This window comes from Cupriavidus sp. L7L, from assembly GCF_004353535.1.
GTDB classification, from domain to species: Bacteria; Pseudomonadota; Gammaproteobacteria; order Burkholderiales; family Burkholderiaceae; genus Cupriavidus; species Cupriavidus oxalaticus_A.
In genome coordinates this window covers 83,007-99,835 of the sequence record NZ_SMNY01000023.1, presented here as the reverse complement: position 1 = coordinate 99,835, position 16,829 = coordinate 83,007, and the positions used below count along the sequence as shown (strand labels likewise).

Genomic DNA, 16,829 nt, shown 5'->3' with positions numbered 1-16,829 from the left:
CAAGAAGGCGTGCCACGGCACGCCTTTTTTGTTGCCCGATGGGTTTCCTATGCTCGGCAAACTGACTGCATTCCTGCGCACCCGCTCCAGGGCCCGCAAGCTGGAGCACTACGCGATCCCCGACGACCTGTGGGAACGCACCGTCGCCACGCTGCCGTTCGTGCAACGCTATGGAAGCGAAGATCTGGCCGCGCTGCGCGAGCTGGCCACGCTATTCATTGCGGAGAAGGAATACTCCACCGCGCACGAGCTGCCGCTGGACGACGACATGGTCGTCAGCGTCGCCGTGCAAGCGTGCGTGCCGATACTGAAGCTGGGGCTGGCGTGGTACCGCGGCTGGCATGGCATCGTGCTGTATCCCGGTGAATTCATCATCCGCCGGACCGTGCAGGACGAGATCGGCCTGGTGCACGGCGTGGTGGAGGAGGCCAGCGGCGAAGCCTGGGAGCATGGCCCCGTGATCCTGTCCTGGCCGGACGTGCATACGCCGGGCGCCGGCATCGACAGCGAACACGAGCTGCCGGCAGACACCTACAACGTGGTCATCCATGAATTTGCCCACAAGCTGGACATGCTCGACGGCGAGCCGGACGGCGTGCCGCCCTTCTCGCGCGTGCTGCATCCGGATATCGATGCGGAAGCGTGGGCGGACACTTTCCTCACCGAATACGACCGCTTTGCCGAGGCATGGGAGGCACGCAAGGAATCGGATTGGGAGCATCCCGAACGGCTGCCGCCGGCGCTGCGCGTCATCGACCCGTACGGTGGCGAGGCGCCCAGCGAATTCTTTGCAGTGACCTCCGAGGCATTTTTTGTTGAGCCGGGCGGGCTGGCTCGCCATTGGCCGGTTGTCTACCAGTCGCTCGCCTCTTTTTACCGCCAGCACCCCGCTGCGATGTGAGTAAAAAGGCATATCAAGCCTTGCAGGCAGACGGCGCGCGATATACCGGTTCCCCTTCCCCAAGTTATTGTTTTTCTGCCATAATCCCGGTTTGCCCGTTACCGGCAAGTGGTTCGTTCGTCGACGCGTCGTGTTTTCAGCGGTGAATTCAGCAGTAAAGCGCGGATCGCAACGGACTGGCTACCCAACCAGAAAGGACTCATCATGAAAGAAGGCATTCACCCGAATTACCGCGAAGTCGTGTTCCAGGACATGTCCAGCGACTTCAGCTTCATCACCCGCTCGACCATCCAGACCAAGGACACGATCGTGAAGGACGGCAAGGAATACCCGCTGGCCAAGATCGAAGTCTCGTCGGAATCGCACCCGTTCTACACCGGCACCCAGAAGATCATGGACACGGCCGGCCGCGTCGAGAAGTTCCGCCAGAAGTTCGGCAGCAAGCTGGGCAAGGTCGCGAAGTAATCGCTTTCGGCGAACCCCGCTTCGCGCGGCCTGCGGACAGATGCTCCAGGCCGGCGCGAACCAGCAAAGAGGCAGCATCGGCTGCCTCTTTTCTTTTGTGCCCGCCGTTGGCGTGCCACCGGCCGAGCGGCGCCGGCACTGTTGTATCCACCGGAATCCCTCACCCGCGTGAGGCTTCTACGGCATGTCACGGCCCTCGCGGCCGCCGCATGCGCGATACTGTGGCCTTCGCGCCATTGCGCCACGGCCCGACCTGAGCATCGATGCGTCAAGCCAATACCTCACCCGTCCAGTTGACCGCTGCCGCGACCGGCGCCCTGCCGCGCGCCCTGCTGCTGGCGATCTGCATCATCTACGGCCTGGTCGGCCTGTTCGGCCGCGATCCGTGGAAGAACGAGGACGCCGCCGGCTTCGGCGTGATGTGGCAATTGGCCACCGGCGGCCTGCATGACTGGCTGATGCCGAATATCGTCGGCCGGCCGTTTACGGAGGACGGCCCGCTGGTGTTCTGGATCGGCGCGCTGATGATCCGCGGCTTCGGCGGCTGGCTGGGACCCACCGACGCCGCGCGCCTTGCCACCGCCCTGTTCTTCTTCTCGACCTGCGCCTGCATCTGGTACAGCACTTACCTGCTGGGCCGGCGCGACGAGGTCCAGCCGTTCGCCTATGCGTTCGGCGGCCAGCCCAATGCGCGCGACTATGGCCGCACGCTGGCCGATGGCGCACTGCTGATCTTCCTGGCCTGCGTCGGCCTGGCCATGCGCGGGCACGAGACCACGCCGCAGGTCGGCCAGGTGGCCTTTATCGCGCTGGCGCTGTACGCGCTGGTGCGCAGCCTCGACAAGCCGCTGATGGGCAGCCTGGTCTATGGCGCCGCGCTTGGCGGCCTGGCGCTGGCCAGCGGCCCCATCCTGCCGCTGGCGCTGCTGTTCGGCACCGTCGTCTGCGCGCTGGTGTGCAAGCCCTTGCCGTGGCAGCGGCTCGCCGCCATCGGCATTCCGCTGGCGTTGCTGATCGTCGCGGCCTGGCTGGCTTCGACTTATTTCGGCGCGACGGACCGCACCGAGGCTGTCACCTTTATCCGCGAATGGGCACGCTACGACCGGCGCAACTATGGTTCGCCGAACATGCAGACGTTCGGCTTCAACATGCGCAACCTGTTCCTGTACACGTGGCCGGTCTGGCCGATCGCGGCATGGGCATGGGTTGCCTGGGCTGGAATGCGCCGCGCCGCCCACGTGGCCATGCCGCTGGCGGTGCTGCTGCCTGTCGTGGTGCTGCTGTTTCTGCAACGCAGCGGCGGCGACGTGCAGTTCATCCTGCTGCTGCCGCCGATGGCGGTGCTGGCAGCCTTCGCACTGCCCACGCTGGCGCGCGGCGTGATCAACGCGATCGACTGGTTCGCGCTGCTGTTCTTCACCATCTTCGGCGGCACGGTCTGGTTCATGTGGATCGCAAAGACCACCGGCTGGCCGCCGCGCGTAGCGCGCAATGTGTTCCGCCAGCTGCCCGGCTACCAGCATGAGTTCACGATCACCGCGGTGCTGATCGCGCTGGCGGCCACCATTGCCTGGGTGCTGATCGTGCGCTGGCGCCTGTCGCGCGCGCCCAAGCAGATCTGGCGCCCGGTGGTGATCTCGGCCGCCGGCACCACGCTGATGTGGGTGATGGCGATGACGCTGTGGCTGCCGTCGATCAACTACGGCAAGACCTATCGTGACGTGGCCCAGGCCGCCGCGATGGCGCTGCCGCCCGCATACCGGTGCGTGCAGCCGATCCGCATGGGCGACGCGCAGCTCGCGTCGTTCGCCTACTTCGGACATATCCGCTTTGGCGGCCCAAGCGACGGTTGCGACGTGCTGCTGCGCCACGATGCGGTGGACTATGGCGAGCCCGGCAATATCTCGCATTTCGAATGGCGGCTGATCTGGGAAGGCCGCCGCCCCGCGGACCGCGACGAGCGCTTCCGCATGTACCGGCTGGTCGATACCGCGCGCGCGGTGCACCCGCGCCCCGACCTGCCGCGCCGCCGCCTGCCGCGGCAGCCCTGACCCCACCGGCACGAGCCTCCGCAGCGCACCGCAGCGCCATCGATCCATTCCGGCCGCAGGCGGCTGCGGGCATCGTGCCCGTCAACGCCCCTGACATTGCCCCTGAGGCCTGAATGACCCTGCTCCAAGACCTTCGCCGCATCTTCAGCCTGGCGGCCCCGGTACTGGCCGGGCAGCTGGCAGTGATCGCCTTTGGTGTCATCGACACCGTGATGGCCGGCCGCGCCTCCGCCACCGACCTCGCCGCCGTCGGCCTGGGCGGTTCGATCTACGTTACCGTCTATATCAGCCTGATGGGCGTGCTGCAGGCGCTGGCGCCCGTCGCCGGCCAGCTCTATGGCGCCGGCCGCCTTGAGGCGATTGGTGCGGAGGTGCGGCAGGCCGCGTGGCTCGGCGCCGCGCTGGTGCTCCCCGGCGTGCTGCTGCTGGCCTTCCCGGCGCCGCTGCTGGCCTTTGCCAAGGCGCCGCCCGAACTGGTCGACAAGGCCACCGCCTACCTGCATTTCGCCGCGTTCGGGCTGCCCGCGGCGCTCGGCTTCCGCATCTATTCGGCGCTCAACAATGCGATGTCGCGCCCGATCATGGTCACGGTGCTGCAGGTCGGCGGCCTGGCGCTGAAGATTCCGCTCAATGCCTGGTTTATCCACGGCGGCCTGGGCGTGACCGCCATGGGCGGGCCCGGCTGCGGGCTGGCCTCGACGCTGATCAGCTGGGCATGGTGCATCGCCGCGCTGCTGATCCTGCGCTATGGCGCCGCCTACCAGCCGCTGCGGATCTTTGCGACATGGAGCTGGCCGGCAACCGCGCCGTTGCGCGCGCTGCTGCGCCTGGGCGTGCCGATGGGGCTGACCTACCTGATCGAGATCACCTCGTTCACGCTGATGTCGATCTTTATCACGCGGCTGGGCACGGTCACGCTGGCGGGGCACCAGATCATCGCCAACCTGGGCGCCGTTGCCTACATGCTGCCGCTGTCGCTGGGCATCGCCACCTCGACACTGGTCGCTCAGCATATCGGCGCACGCGATCTCGCCGGCGCAAGCCGCATTGCCTGGCGCGGCATCCGCGCAGCCGTGGCACTGGCCATGCTGACCGGCGCGCTGCTGTGGCTGCTGCGCGAACCGATCCTGCACGCCTATGCGAGCGACCCCGCCGTGGTGGCGGCCGCGCTGCCGCTGGTGCTGTTCGTGGCCTTCTACCAGGCGTTCGATGCCGTGCAGGTGCTGACGGCGTTTATCCTGCGCGCCTACAAGATCGCGGTGATTCCGACGCTGATCTATGCGGGATCGCTGTGGGGCATCGGGCTGGGTGGCGGCTATGTGCTCGGGTTCGGACTGATTGAAGGCCTGCCGGCGTTCACGCACGGGGCCAGCGGGTTCTGGCTGGCCAACAGCATAAGCCTCGCCATTGCCGGCGGATTGCTGGTGCGGTATTTCGCGCGGGTAAGCAGCGCCGACGTGAAGCACTGAGCCCGGCGCTAAGCGCCTGCGCTTGCCGCAGGCGCGCCACTCTACCGATGTGGGTGAAAATCCTGGAGCTGAAAAGAAAAACGCCCGCTTGCGCGGGCGTTTAATTTGGCGGAGTGGACGGGACTCGAACCCGCGACCCCCGGCGTGACAGGCCGGTATTCTAACCGACTGAACTACCACTCCTTAGTCGGCTGCCACCTCGAGCAAAGCTCTTGGCGACGCGCTGGGCGTTTGATTACGCCCTGCTATTTTGGCGTCCCCTAGGGGATTCGAACCCCTGTACTCACCGTGAAAGGGTGATGTCCTAGGCCTCTAGACGAAGGGGACAGAAACTTGTTTTACAACGCGTTTTCTGTCTTGCGCTGGAAAGTCCGCCATTCTAACAGACTTTTTCGCGCCTGGGAAGCATCTTTTTTGACGCCTCCCGAATCCTTGGTGGAGCTAAGCGGGATCGAACCGCTGACCTCTTGCATGCCATGCAAGCGCTCTCCCAGCTGAGCTATAGCCCCATACGGGTAACTGCCTGATACTGCTTTCGCGGCTTTCACAAACTGCTGTGTTTGCAGCGAAGTCAGGATTATATATCGATTTCCGCAATGATTGCAACATTTTTTACTGTTGCCGCGGCGATTATCAACATAATCCCTCACACTAAAAGAAAAACCCGCATGGCATTAACCATGCGGGTTTAGTTTTGGCGGAGTGGACGGGACTCGAACCCGCGACCCCCGGCGTGACAGGCCGGTATTCTAACCGACTGAACTACCACTCCTTAGTCGGCTGCCACCTCGAGCAAAGCTCTTGGCGACGCGCTGGGCGTTTGATTACGCCCTGCTATTTTGGCGTCCCCTAGGGGATTCGAACCCCTGTACTCACCGTGAAAGGGTGATGTCCTAGGCCTCTAGACGAAGGGGACAGAAACTTGTCTTTCAACACGTTCCGTCTGGCGCCACCCGATACTGACTGGATGCCACCTAAATCTTGGTGGAGCTAAGCGGGATCGAACCGCTGACCTCTTGCATGCCATGCAAGCGCTCTCCCAGCTGAGCTATAGCCCCATGGTACTGCCATTTACTGCAACTTGCGTTATTTTCGCTGGATTTAACTACCGTTTCAAGCGAAGCCAAGATTATATATCAACTAGTAATCTTTGCAAGCTCCCTATTTAACTTTTTCGCTTTTCTCCTTGCTTTCTAAAAAGCGTGGAGACCGCGTAGATCCTTGCGGATCCGTCAGCCCGCTTGGTCAGGGACCGCGCTGCAGGGAGAACGAGATTATGCGCAACTCCGGCCCGGAGCGCAAGCCCCAGGCGCGGATTTTTGCGAGATTTTTTACGCGGCGATACCGGCGCCCAGACGGCGCAGCACCGTGTCGCGGCCGAACAGTTCGAGCACCGCGTCAATGCTCGGCGTTTGCAGCTGGCCCGCCACCAGCAGGCGCACCGGCATGGCCAGCTTGGGCATCTTCAGGCCGAACTCGGCCAGCACTACCTTGAAGGTCGCGCTGATGGCCTCGCGCTTCCACTCAGGCAGCGCGCCCAGCTGGCTGGACAGCGCGGCCAGCGCGGGCTGGATCTCCGGCGTCAGGTGCTCGGCCTTGAGCGCGGCATCCGCCTGCGGCTCGCCGCGATAGAACAGCAGCGCGGCCTGTGCGACTTCCTTCAGCGTGTTGGCGCGGTCCTTCACCAGGGCCACCACGCCGACCAGGTCGGCGCCTTCCACCTTGCCGCCGAGCGCTTCAATGAACGGCTGCGTGAGCCCTGCCAGGCGCTGGTTGTCGCCGACCTTGATGTAGTGGTTGTTCAGCCAGGCCAGTTTTTCCGGGTTGTACTGCGCCGGCGATTTGCCCAGGTGCTCCAGGTCGAACCATTCGATGAACTGCTCGCGCGAGAAGATCTCGGCGTCGCCGTGGGCCCAGCCCAGGCGGGCCAGGTAGTTCAGCACGGCTTCGGGCAGATAGCCTTCGTCGCGGTAGCCGGTCACGGCCATGGCGCCGTGGCGCTTGCTCATCTTCTCGCCCTGCTCGTTCAGCACGGTCGGCAGGTGCGCGTAGACCGGCGCGGTGCCGCCGAGCGCTCGGATGATGTTGATCTGGCGCGGGGTATTGTTGACGTGGTCGTCGCCGCGGATCACGTGCGTGATCTTCATGTCGAGGTCGTCCACCACCACGCAGAAGTTGTACGTGGGCGTGCCGTCCGGGCGCGCGATCACCAGGTCATCGAGCTCGTCGTTGGAGATCTCTATGCGGCCCTTGACCGCGTCGTCCCACACCACGCTGCCGCCGATCGGGTTCCTGAAGCGGATCACCGGATCCACGCCGGCCGGCGGCTCGGGCAGGACCTTGCCCTCTTCCGGACGCCAGAAGCCGTTGTAGCGCGGCTTCTCGCCGCGCTCGCGCTGCGCTTCGCGCAGTGCGTCGAGCTCCGCGGTGCTCATGTAGCAGCGGTAGGCCAGGCCGGCGTCGACCATCTGCGCCACGACCTCCCGATAGCGGTCCATGCGCTGCATCTGGTAGAACGGGCCTTCGTCGATGTCCATGTCCAGCCAGGCCATGCTTTCCAGGATCACGTCGACCGCTTCCTGCGACGAACGCTCGACGTCGGTATCTTCGATGCGCAGGATGAAATCGCCCTTCATGCGGCGGGCGAAGGCCCAGGGATAGAGCGCGGAGCGGATATTGCCGAGGTGGATAAAGCCGGTCGGGCTCGGCGCAAAGCGGGTGCGGACGCGTTGGGTCATGGTCAGGGGCAGAAACAAGAAAGCCCGCGCGCAGCGGCGCGCGGGCTGGTGTGTGCAGGCTTTGCATTATACAAGCACGTTCCTGCCGCCCTCCGCATGGCGCCGGGCGTGCGCGGAATCATTTATGCTTGCGCCGGTCTGAGATCGTGCCGGTCGACAGGCATGCCGGCGCAAGACACATAAAGCAGCGTTGACATCACATGCCACAGCAGTCCCGGCCACCCCCGATTTACTGATCCCGCTTCATGCAACGACGTCATTTCCTCGGCCTCTCCGCGGCCGCCCTGCTGGCGGGCTGCGCCTTCGGCCCGCGCACTGCGCCGCCGGTAGCGACCACGCCCGCCGTCCCACCCACTCCGCGCCCGGTCAAGATCGGCCTGGCGCTTGGCGGCGGCGCCGCGCGCGGCTTTGCCCATATCGGAGTGATCAAGGCGCTCGAGGCGCAGGGGATCCATGCCGACCTGGTAACCGGCACCAGCGCCGGCGCGGTCGTGGCCGCGCTGTACGCGAGCGGCCTGGACGGCTTCAGGCTGAACAAGCTGGCGCTGACCATGGACGAGGCGTCGATCGCCGACTGGGCCCTGCCCTTCGGCACCCGCTTCGGCGGCTGGCTCAAGGGCGAGGCGCTGCAGAACTACGTCAACCGACAGGTGCTGAACCGGCCGATCGAGGCAATGAAGCTGCCGCTGGGCATCGTCGCCACCGACCTGAAGACCGGCGAAAAGATCCTGTTCCGCCGCGGCAATACCGGACAGGCCGTGCGTGCGTCGAGCAGCGTGCCGGGCGTATTCCAGCCGGTGTCGATCCAGGGACATGACTACGTCGACGGCGGCCTGGTCGAGCCGGTGCCGGTCGACTCGGCGCGCGCCATGGGCGCCGACTTCGTCATCGCGGTGAATATCTCCGCCGACCCGTCGGCACAGAAGAACGCCGGCCAGAGCGGCGTACTGCTGCAGACCACCGCGATCATGGGCCAGTCGATCAACAAGATGGCGCTGTCGCGCGCCGACGTGGTGATCCTCCCCGAACTGCCCGACATGAGCGGCAGCGACTTCAACGCCCGCAACCGCGCGGTGCTGGCGGGCGAACAGGCGACCGCCGCGGTGATGGCCACGCTGCGGCACAAGCTGGAGCAGGCGCGGCTACAGCCGGCCGGCACGGTGGCGGCGCAATAGCGACGCATAGCGGCGCCCGACGCGGAAAACAAAAAGGACTGCCGCGGCAGTCCCTTTCCTTTGTGGCGTTGCGTTGAAGCTCAGCCGCCGTACATGGTGGCCCGTACGGCCTTGGGATCGTAGCGCTTGAGCGTCTCGACCATGTCGCCGAGGCTTTCGCTGCGGCTGTTGCCATCGTCCTCGATACGGCGCGCGCCGTTGTAGCGCGTCACCCAGTACGCGGCGCGCATGTCGTCGACACGGATCTTGCTGCCCGTCGAGGGGGCATGCACGAACTTGTTGTCGCCGATATAGATGCCGACGTGCGAGAAGGTCTGGCGCATGGTGTTGAAGAACACCAGGTCGCCCGGACGCAGGTCGCTGGTCGCCACGTTGGTGCCGACACGGCTGATTTCGACAGAGCGGCGCGGCAGCATGAAGCCGAAGGTGTCATGGAACACGTAGCGGACAAAGCCGCTGCAGTCGAGGCCGGATTCGGGGCTGTTGCCGCCGAAGCGGTAACGCACGCCGATCAGGCCCAGCGCGTTCATGACCAGGTCGCCAGCCTTGCTGGCAACGTTGCTGGTGGAATTCACCATCGACGACAGCAAGCCACGCTTGCCTTCCGCATGCGAGTCCGCGGCCGGGGCCGGGGCATCGATACGGGCGTCGGCGTCCTTGAACACCGTGTCCGCCAGCACTCCATTCGACACAGTCGCACCGCAGGCAATGGCAATTCCGACGGCGGCGCGCGCCAGGGAATGAAGCACCGATCGCTGCATTGGTTCTCCCGTTGATCGTTTCCAAAGCAAGCCCCGGCACAAGGTCCGGGGCTGCTGGGTATCTGTGTACAGCGTGTGCACCACGCCGGTACTACGGGGAGGACGTAACGCAACATCCGCGCCAGGCAGAGATGACGCTATTGCGTCACGGCCGCGCCGAAACCGCGCCGATAAACCGCGCCGACAATCGCACCGTCAACGTGCACTGCACGATTCAATGCGTCGGACACACCACCCCCGAAAGTAGTACTCGCCGGATGGTAAAGGGTTGTCATTCACATGTCAAAGTTCGTTACAAATTCGCCGGATTTGACTTGCGAATCAACGATATAGGCCGAATTTTGCATCTTGTTTATCGGATTGCGCATATCAAAACGCCGCCAGTCCGGCGGCGCAAAAAGCGAGGCTGCGAGGCACTGCGGTCAGGCAGCACCAACCTGCGCCGCGGCCATCAGCTTGCGGGTATAGGGATGCTGCGGCGCACCGAGCACGGCCTCGGTTTCCCCGGTCTCTACCACCTCCCCCGCCTTCATCACGATGACGCGGTGCGCCATGGCCCGGATCACCGCCAGGTCGTGGCTGATAAAGAGATAGCTCAGGTTGTACTTGTGCTGCAGCTGGGACAGCAGCGCCAGCACCTGCTGCTGGATCGAGACGTCCAGCGCCGAGGTCGGCTCGTCCAGCACCAGCACCTGGGGCTTGAGGATCAGCACCCGCGCGATCGCGATGCGCTGGCGCTGGCCGCCGGAGAACTCGTGCGGATAGCGCCCCAGCGCGGTGCGGTCGAGCCCGACTTCGCGCAGGGCGTCGATCACGCGCTCGCGCGTGGCCTCGCGCGACAGGCCGGGCTGGTGCAGCGCCAGCCCTTCGCCGACGATCTGCTCGATGGTCATGCGCGGCGACAGCGAGCCGAACGGATCCTGGAACACCACCTGCATGCGCGAGCGCAGCTGGCAGCGGTCCTTGCGCGTGGCGTCGTCAAAGCTGCGGCCAAGGAAATGGATGGTGCCGGCGCCCTTGCGCTGCAGCGCCAGCACGGTATGCGCCAGTGTGGTCTTGCCCGAGCCGGATTCGCCGACGATGCCGATGGTCTCGCCTTCGCGCAACTGGAAATCGACATCCTTGACCGCCGCGAACTGGTCCTTGCCGAACCAGCCGGCCACGCCACGGCGCTTGCGCGCGTAGTTGACGCTGAGGTTGCGCGCCTCCAGCAGCACCGGCGCCAGCGGCACCAGCGGCAGCACCTCGCGCTTCGGGCGGCTGTCGATCAGCTTGCGCGTGTACGGGTGCTGGGGCGCGGCAAACACCTGGGCGGTCTCGCCGGTCTCGACCAGCACGCCCTTCTCCATCACGCCCACGCGCTGGGCAAATGAACGCACCAGGTTCAGGTCGTGGGTGATCAGCATCACTGCCATGCCGAATTCGGCCTGCAGGTCGCGCAGCAGGTCCATGATCTGCGCGCGGATGGTCACGTCCAGCGCCGTGGTGGGCTCGTCGGCCAGCAGCAGCTTGGGCCGGCACGCCAGCGCCATGGCGATCATGGCGCGCTGGCGCTGGCCGCCGGACAGCTGGTGCGGGAAGCTGTCGAAACGGTGGGCGGCGTCGGTGATGCCGGTGCGCTCCAGCAGCGCGATGGCACGCTCGCGCGCGGCGCGGCGGTCCAGGCCTTCATGCAGCGCCAGCGTTTCGACGATCTGGTTGCCGATGGTGTACAGCGGGTTCAGCGCCGTCATCGGTTCCTGGAAGATCATCGCGATCTCGGCGCCGCGGATTGCCCGCATCTCGCGGTCGGAGACGTCGAGCAGGTTCTTGCCTTCGAAGCGGATCGCGCCGTCGTAGTAGGCATCTTCAACCAGGCGCAGCATGGCCAGCGCGGTCACGGTCTTGCCCGAGCCCGATTCGCCGACCAGCGCGTAGCGCTCGCCGGCGCGCAGGTCAAAGCTGACCTCGCGCACCGCGCGGGTGGCATGTTCGCCGTGACCGAAGGTGACGGACAGCTTGTCCACGCACATCAGCGTGGAGCCAGGCGCGGGGATCCCGGCGGGGGCGAGGCCGGTGGCGGCCTGCAGCAGCGGCGACACGGCGCTCATGGCGTGACTCCCGGCGCCGGCGCCGCCGGCGCGCCGGCCGGGACCTTGGGTTCGACCCGGCCACGCAGCGCGGCCAGGCCCAGGCGGGTGTCGAAGGCATCGCGCAGCGCGTCGCCCATGAAGGTCAGCAGCATCAGCGTCACCACCAGCACGGTGAAGGTCGACAGCGAAATCCACCAGGCATCGAGGTTGCCCTTGCCCTGCGCCAGCAGCTCGCCCAGGCTGGGCGTGGTCGGCGGCACGCCAAGGCCAAGGAAATCCAGGCTGGTCAGCGCCAGGATCGCCGCGCTCATGCGGAACGGCAGGAACGTGATCACCGGGGTCAGGCTGTTGGGCAGGATATGGCGCCACATGATCTGCACGTTGGACAAGCCCAGCGCGCGCGCCGCCTTGACGTAGTCGAGCGAGCGGTTGCGGTAGAACTCGGCGCGCACGTAGTCGGACAGCCCCATCCAGCCGAACAGCGACAGCAGGATGATCAGCAGCGCCAGGCTGGGCTCGAAGATCGAGGCGAAGATGATCAGCAGGTACAGCTCGGGCATCGAGCTCCAGATCTCGATGGCACGCTGCGAGAACAGGTCGAAGCGGCCGCCGAAGAAGCCCATCAGCGCCCCGGTCAGCGTGCCGATCACCACGCCGATCACGGTCAGCGCCAGGCTGAACAGCACCGACACGCGGAAGCCGTACAGCAGCCGCGCCAGGATGTCGCGACCGCGGTCGTCGGTGCCGAGCCAGTTCTCCGCCGACGGCGGCGCCGGGTTGGGCTCCTTGGCGAAGTAGTTCAGCGAGTCGTACGAATACCGGTTCAGCGGGAAGACCGCGAAATTGCCGTCGCTGGTGATGCGGTCGCGGATAAACGGATCGAGATAGTCGGCCTGCGTCGGGAAGTCGCCGCCGAAGGTCGTCTCCGGGTAGGTCTTGACGATCGGGAAGTAGTAGTCGCCGTTGTAGCGCACCACCAGCGGGCGGTTGCTGGACAACATCTCCGCGCCCAGGCTCAGCACGAAGATGGCGACGAAGATCACCAGGCTCCAGTAGCCGCGGCGGTTGCGGCGGAAGCGCTGCCAGGCGCGCTGGCGCGGCGAGGGCGAATGCGGCAGGCCGTTGGGCACCGCGTGCGAGAACGGTTTCATCGGTGCAGGCCCTCGAAATGGATGCGGGGATCGACCAGCACGTAGCAGACGTCGGAAATCAGGCGCGTGACCAGCCCGATCAGCGTGAACAGGTAGAGCGTGCCGAGCACCACCGGGTAGTCGCGACGCAGCACGGCCTCATACGACAGCAGGCCCAGCCCGTCGAGCGAGAACAGCGTCTCGATCAGCAGCGAACCGGTGAAGAAGGCGCCGATAAAGGCCGCCGGGAAGCCGGTCACCAGCGGGATCAGCGCATTGCGGAACACATGCTTCCACAGCACGCGGCGCTCGCCCAGCCCCTTGGCGCGCGCGGTCAGCACGTACTGCTTGCGGATTTCCTCCAGGAAGGCGTTCTTGGTCAGCATGGTCACCACCGCGAAGCTGCCCACCACCGAGGCGGTGATCGGCAGCACCAGGTGCCACAGGTAGTCCATCACCTTGCCCATCAGCGACAGCTGTTCCCAGTTGTCGGAGGTCAGCCCGCGCAGCGGGAACCACTGCACGAAGGTGCCGCCGCCGAACAGCACCAGCAGCAGCACGCCCAGCACGAAGCCGGGGATCGCATAGCCGACCAGCACGACGATGCTGGTGACCACGTCGAAGCGGCTGCCCGCCCGGATCGCCTTGGAGATGCCGAGCGGCACCGATATCAGGTAGGTCAGGAAAAACGTCCACAAACCCAGGCTGACCGACACCGGCAGCTTGGACTTGACCAGCTCCCACACGCTGCGGTGCTGGAAATAGCTCTGGCCCAGGTCGAACTGGGCGAAGCGCTTGAGCATCAGGAAGTAGCGCTCCAGCGGCGGCTTGTCGAAGCCGTACAGGGCCTGGATCTCCTTGATCTTCTCCGGGTCGACGCCGCGGCGGCCGCGGTATTCGGCGCCGCCGCCGCTGGCTTCGCCAGCGCCGCCCCGCCCTTTCAGTTCCATCATCATCTGCTCGACCGGGCCGCCCGGCACGAACTGGATGACGACAAAGGTCAGCGTGATGACGCCGATCAGCGTCGGGATCATCAGCAGGATGCGCTTGAGCAGGTAGGCAAGCATCGGCCGGTCCTTGTCCTTTAGCTAATCTGCACTGAAAGCGTCAGCGCGCTTGCGGCTGGACGTCCTTGCGCCACCACTGGCTCAGGATCCAGCCTTCGGCCGTATAGAAATAGGGAAGCCGCTCCGGATAAGCCAGTTCCTTGCGGTACGAGACCCGGTGTGACGCACTGTACCAGTTGGGCACGATGTAGTAGCCGTGCATCAGCACCCGGTCGAGCGCGCGCCCGGCAGTAATCAGCTCCTGGCGGGTATGGGCATGCAGCAGGTTGTCGACCAGCTTGTCGACGACCGGCGACTTCAGCCCGAACAGGTTGTCCGAGCCGGGCGTGGTCGCGGCCTCGCTGGCAAAGCGGTCGCGCAGTTCGTTGCCCGGGCTCTGCGAGTCGGGGAAGCGGATCGACACCATGTCGAAGTCGAAGTCTTCCAGCCGCTTCTGGTACAGCGCAAAGTCGGTGGTGCGCTGGTGCACCTGGATGCCGAGCTTTTCCAGGTTGCGCACATAGGTGGTGATGACGCGGCTCATCGCGCCGCCGTCGTCCAGGAACTCGAATACCAGAGGCTCGCCCTTGGCGTTGCGCAGCGCGCCGTCGGTGTAGGTCCAGCCGGCCTGCGCCAGCAGGCGCCGGGCCAGGCGCAGGTTGTCGCGCAGCGACCGAGGCGGCGCGGTAGTGGGCTGCACCACGTCGGGGCCGAAGACCTCGGGCGGCAGCTCGGCGCGCAGCGGTTCCAGCAGCGCCATCTCGCCGGGGCCGGGCCGGCCGTCGAAGGTGGCGCTGGCGGCCAGCTCGCTGTTGGAGAACCAGCTGTCCAGCCGCTTGTACGCGCCGTAGAACAGCTGCCGGTTCAGCCATTCGAAGTCCAGCGCCAGGATCAGCGCCTGGCGCACCCGCACGTCCTGGAACACAGGCTTGCGCATGTTCATCACGAAGCCCTGCATGCCGGCGCCGTTGCGGTGCGGGAACTCGGTCTTGATCAGCTCGCCGTTGCGGAAGCGCGTGCCCTGGTAGCTCTTGGCCCAGTTCTTGGCACGGTACTCGACGATGGCATCGAACTCGCCGGCCTTGTAGGCCTCCAGCTTGGCGGTCTCGTCCTTGTACAGGCGGTAGACCACGCGCGCGAAGTTGAAGGTGCCGCGGCGCACCGCCAGATCCTTGCCCCAATAGCCGGGATCGCGCTTGAAGATGATGCCGCGGCCGGCGTCGTAGCGCTCGATCAGGTAGGGGCCACTGGTGATGGGCGGCTCGAAGGTCAGCTTCTCGAACGGCACCTTGGCGGTCCACTTCTTCGAGAACACCGGCAATGCGCCGACGATCAGCGGCAGTTCGCGGTTGCGCTGCTTGAAGTCGTAGCGCAGCGTGCGCTCGCCGGTCACCACCACCGCCTTCACATCGGTGCACATGCTGCGGTAGCCGGGGCTCGACGCCTTGCTCATCAGCATGTCATAAGAATGCTTGACGTCAGATGCCAGCACCGGGTCGCCATTGGAGAAGCGCGCCTGCGGGCGGATGCGGAAGGTGACCGACATCTCGTCCGGCGCGACCGTGACGTCCTCGGCCAGCAGGCCGTAGGCACTGGCGGTCTCGTCGGCGCTGCTGACCAGCAGCGACTCGAACATCAGCGCATTGAGCCCGGGCGCCGACGTGCCCTTCAGCGTGAACGGGTTGAACTTGTCGAAGCTGGTGCGCCGGTCCGGATTGGCGAGCGTGAGCGTGCCGCCAGCCGGTGCGTTGGGGTTGACATAGTCGAAGTGCGGAAAATTCTCGGCGTACTTCAGGTCTCCGTGCAGCGCGAACCCATGCGCCGCCATGGCCGGGGAAGAGACCAGAGAGACCAGGGAGACCCCCGCCGCCAGCATGGTCGCCAGCCCGAACCGCAGTACCGCATCCCGCCGGAAGCACTGCCATGCCGCCTGAAGCGGCCAACGTGCTTGAATAGGCATCCCGTTGGATTCCTCCACTATGACCTCTGGGGTCCCGGCGTTCTGCGGCCGGGCCAAGTATGAGACAATTTTACATGCGTCCGGGGTGGCGCCAGCCATCCGGACATTCCCTCTGCGCGGCGCAATAAAACGGCCGCAGAACAGCCAGGGCACGCGCACGGCCGCACGGCGGACGCAGGAAGCGTGCCTGATACACCACCTTGGAGAACTTATGGGATTTCTGGCAGGTAAGCGGATCCTTATCACGGGCTTGCTCTCGAACCGCTCGATCGCCTATGGCATTGCCTCCGCGTGCAAGCGCGAAGGCGCCGAACTCGCCTTCACCTATGTCGGCGAACGGTTCAAGGACCGGATCAGCGAGTTTGCCAAGGAATTCGGTACCGACATGGTGTTCGAGTGCGACGTCGGCAGCGACGAGCAGATCGCCGCGACCTTCGCCGCGCTGGGCCAGCGCTGGGAGAAGTTCGACGGGCTGGTGCACTCGATCGGCTTTGCGCCGCGCGAAGCCATCGCCGGCGATTTCCTCGAGGGCCTGTCGCGCGAAGGCTTCCGCATCGCGCATGACATTTCCGCCTACAGCTTCCCGGCGCTGGCCAAGGCCGCGCTGCCGCTGCTGTCGGACAAGGCCTCGCTGCTGACGCTGACCTACCTGGGCGCCGAGCGCGTGGTTCCCAACTACAACACCATGGGCCTGGCCAAAGCCGCGCTGGAAGCCAGCGTGCGCTACCTGGCTTCCTCGGTCGGCCCGCGCGGCATCCGCGCCAACGGCATCTCGGCCGGCCCGATCAAGACGCTGGCCGCGTCGGGGATCAAGGACTTCGGCAAGCTGCTGGGCCACTTCGAGCAGGCCGCGCCGCTGCGCCGCAACGTGACCATCGACGAAGTCGGCAACGTGGCCGCCTTCCTGCTGTCCGACCTGGCCAGCGGCGTGACCGGTGAGATCACCTACGTCGACGGCGGCTTCAATATCGTCGGCGCGAGCGTCGCGGACGCCTGAGGGCAGCACTGCCGGCCGCAGCGCCGGAATCGACAAGGGGCGCCAGCGATGGCGCCCTTTTTTC

The 16,829-nt window shown here is 65.6% G+C and carries 12 protein-coding genes and 6 tRNA genes; 6 read left to right on the top strand and 12 right to left on the bottom strand.

The window, feature by feature from the left end; genetic code table 11:
- Nucleotides 1-49: 49 nt before the first annotated feature.
- The 4 genes from E1J61_RS22045 (at nt 50) to E1J61_RS22030 (ending at nt 4,886) form a co-directional block, all read left to right on the top strand.
- On the top strand, nt 50-901 hold the full coding sequence (locus E1J61_RS22045) for a M90 family metallopeptidase (RefSeq protein WP_133096125.1): 852 nt from the start codon (nt 50-52) through the stop codon (nt 899-901).
- A 204-nt stretch (nt 902-1,105) separates the two neighbouring features.
- Nucleotides 1,106-1,366, top strand: coding sequence for a type B 50S ribosomal protein L31 (locus tag E1J61_RS22040; protein WP_133096124.1), 261 nt, complete (start codon nt 1,106-1,108; stop codon nt 1,364-1,366).
- Nucleotides 1,367-1,629: 263 nt separating this feature from the next.
- Nucleotides 1,630-3,417, top strand: coding sequence for a glycosyltransferase family 39 protein (locus E1J61_RS22035; RefSeq protein WP_133096123.1), 1,788 nt, complete (start codon nt 1,630-1,632; stop codon nt 3,415-3,417).
- Nucleotides 3,418-3,530: 113 nt separating this feature from the next.
- On the top strand, nt 3,531-4,886 hold the full coding sequence (locus E1J61_RS22030) for an MATE family efflux transporter (RefSeq protein ID WP_133096122.1): 1,356 nt from the start codon (nt 3,531-3,533) through the stop codon (nt 4,884-4,886).
- A gap of 106 nt (nt 4,887-4,992) precedes the next feature.
- On the opposite strand, the gene E1J61_RS22025 is transcribed toward E1J61_RS22030, so the two are convergent.
- The 7 genes from E1J61_RS22025 to gltX form a co-directional block, all read right to left on the bottom strand.
- Nucleotides 4,993-5,069, bottom strand: a tRNA-Asp gene (locus E1J61_RS22025).
- A 68-nt stretch (nt 5,070-5,137) separates the two neighbouring features.
- Nucleotides 5,138-5,213: transfer RNA gene (locus tag E1J61_RS22020), tRNA-Glu, on the bottom strand.
- A gap of 106 nt (nt 5,214-5,319) precedes the next feature.
- Nucleotides 5,320-5,395, bottom strand: a tRNA-Ala gene (locus E1J61_RS22015).
- A 186-nt stretch (nt 5,396-5,581) separates the two neighbouring features.
- Nucleotides 5,582-5,658: transfer RNA gene (locus tag E1J61_RS22010), tRNA-Asp, on the bottom strand.
- Nucleotides 5,659-5,726: 68 nt separating this feature from the next.
- Nucleotides 5,727-5,802: transfer RNA gene (locus E1J61_RS22005), tRNA-Glu, on the bottom strand.
- A gap of 66 nt (nt 5,803-5,868) precedes the next feature.
- Nucleotides 5,869-5,944 (bottom strand) — tRNA-Ala (locus tag E1J61_RS22000).
- A 273-nt stretch (nt 5,945-6,217) separates the two neighbouring features.
- On the bottom strand, nt 6,218-7,624 hold the full coding sequence (gene gltX, locus E1J61_RS21995; RefSeq protein ID WP_133096121.1) for a glutamate--tRNA ligase: 1,407 nt from the start codon (nt 7,622-7,624) through the stop codon (nt 6,218-6,220).
- Nucleotides 7,625-7,869: 245 nt separating this feature from the next.
- Between gltX and E1J61_RS21990 the strand changes: the two genes are divergently transcribed.
- The gene (locus tag E1J61_RS21990) at nt 7,870-8,799 is read left to right on the top strand and encodes a patatin-like phospholipase family protein (RefSeq protein WP_133096120.1); all 930 of its coding nucleotides are present in this window, start codon (nt 7,870-7,872) and stop codon (nt 8,797-8,799) included.
- Between the two features lie 80 nt (nt 8,800-8,879).
- Here E1J61_RS21990 and E1J61_RS21985 read toward each other — a convergent pair whose 3' ends face one another.
- From E1J61_RS21985 to E1J61_RS21965, 5 genes are all read right to left on the bottom strand, one after another.
- On the bottom strand, nt 8,880-9,560 hold the full coding sequence (locus tag E1J61_RS21985) for a C40 family peptidase (RefSeq protein ID WP_133096119.1): 681 nt from the start codon (nt 9,558-9,560) through the stop codon (nt 8,880-8,882).
- Between the two features lie 422 nt (nt 9,561-9,982).
- Nucleotides 9,983-11,650, bottom strand: coding sequence for an ABC transporter ATP-binding protein (locus E1J61_RS21980; protein ID WP_133096118.1), 1,668 nt, complete (start codon nt 11,648-11,650; stop codon nt 9,983-9,985).
- Nucleotides 11,647-12,783 (bottom strand): ABC transporter permease, encoded by a 1,137-nt coding sequence (locus E1J61_RS21975; protein ID WP_133096117.1) that lies wholly within the window; start codon nt 12,781-12,783, stop codon nt 11,647-11,649. The genes E1J61_RS21980 and E1J61_RS21975 overlap by 4 nt, the downstream gene beginning before the upstream one ends.
- On the bottom strand, nt 12,780-13,829 hold the full coding sequence (locus tag E1J61_RS21970) for a microcin C ABC transporter permease YejB (RefSeq protein ID WP_133096116.1): 1,050 nt from the start codon (nt 13,827-13,829) through the stop codon (nt 12,780-12,782). Before E1J61_RS21970 ends, E1J61_RS21975 begins: the two co-directional genes overlap by 4 nt.
- A gap of 40 nt (nt 13,830-13,869) precedes the next feature.
- Entirely contained in the window at nt 13,870-15,768 is a 1,899-nt protein-coding gene (locus E1J61_RS21965) for an extracellular solute-binding protein (protein ID WP_133096115.1), read from the bottom strand.
- Between the two features lie 211 nt (nt 15,769-15,979).
- Between E1J61_RS21965 and fabI the strand changes: the two genes are divergently transcribed.
- On the top strand, nt 15,980-16,765 hold the full coding sequence (fabI, locus tag E1J61_RS21960) for an enoyl-ACP reductase FabI (protein WP_133096114.1): 786 nt from the start codon (nt 15,980-15,982) through the stop codon (nt 16,763-16,765).
- Nucleotides 16,766-16,829: the final 64 nt, after the last annotated feature.